The organism is Spiroplasma sp. ChiS (assembly GCF_002968355.1).
Taxonomy (GTDB): Bacteria; Bacillota_I; Bacilli_A; order Mycoplasmatales; family Mycoplasmataceae; genus Spiroplasma; species Spiroplasma citri.
This window is the reverse complement of record NZ_PUUH01000229.1, coordinates 1-765: the sequence shown is the minus strand read 5'-3', so window position 1 is coordinate 765 and position 765 is coordinate 1. Positions and strand designations below refer to the sequence as shown.

The window sequence follows — 765 nt, the reverse complement described above, 5'->3', positions numbered from 1 at the left end:
AAGACACGGTCGTAATTTGTTATTAACAGTTTTTATTATTCAATTTAATTGTTTATTATCAACTTTATTAAAATCTGTTCCTTGAGGTAATCAATGCCTAATATCTCTATTTATTCTTTCAACATGAGGTTTTTGCTTTGGTGAACCAGGATCACAAAAATAAACATTAGAACCAGTAATTTTTTCAATTTCTTTTCATTTACTAAATTCTTTACCTTGATCTGTAATAATGCCTTTAATACAATTTTTAAATAATTTATTCTCATTTACTAAATTCTTTACCTTGATCTGTAATAATGCCTTTAATACAATTTTTAAATAATTTATTCTCAAAAATATTTTTAATCGTTTTAACAACTTCTTCGGCTGTTTGTTCTCTTAATTTTTTAGCAATAGTATTTGTAATCAACCAAATTCATATCTATCATGTTTTGCTTCTTCAATAGTTCTGTAATTTGATAATTTACCTCGATTATCAGTACTATTTTTTGTTTTTCGCTTCTTTCCCTTAAAATAAAGATATTTTTTATCCATATTAAATAATCCTAAATAAATATATTTATAAAGTGTTTTAAAACACATTGGAAATTTTTCGTCAAATTCAATCTCATACATTTTACAAATTGTTTCAGGTGTATTATGTAAAATATTAAAATTTTTGTTTAATCACTTAATCTGTTTAACTGTTAAAGTAATATGGTGTATTATGTAAAATATTAAAATTTTTGTTTAATCACTTAATCTGTTTAACTGTTAAAGTAATAT

The 765-nt window shown here is 22.2% G+C and carries 1 pseudogene; it reads right to left on the bottom strand.

The annotated features are described in order from the left end of the window. Window positions 1-642, bottom strand: a pseudogene (locus C6B38_RS12370) (IS30 family transposase); the annotation flags it as partial. Window positions 643-765 lie beyond the last annotated feature (123 nt).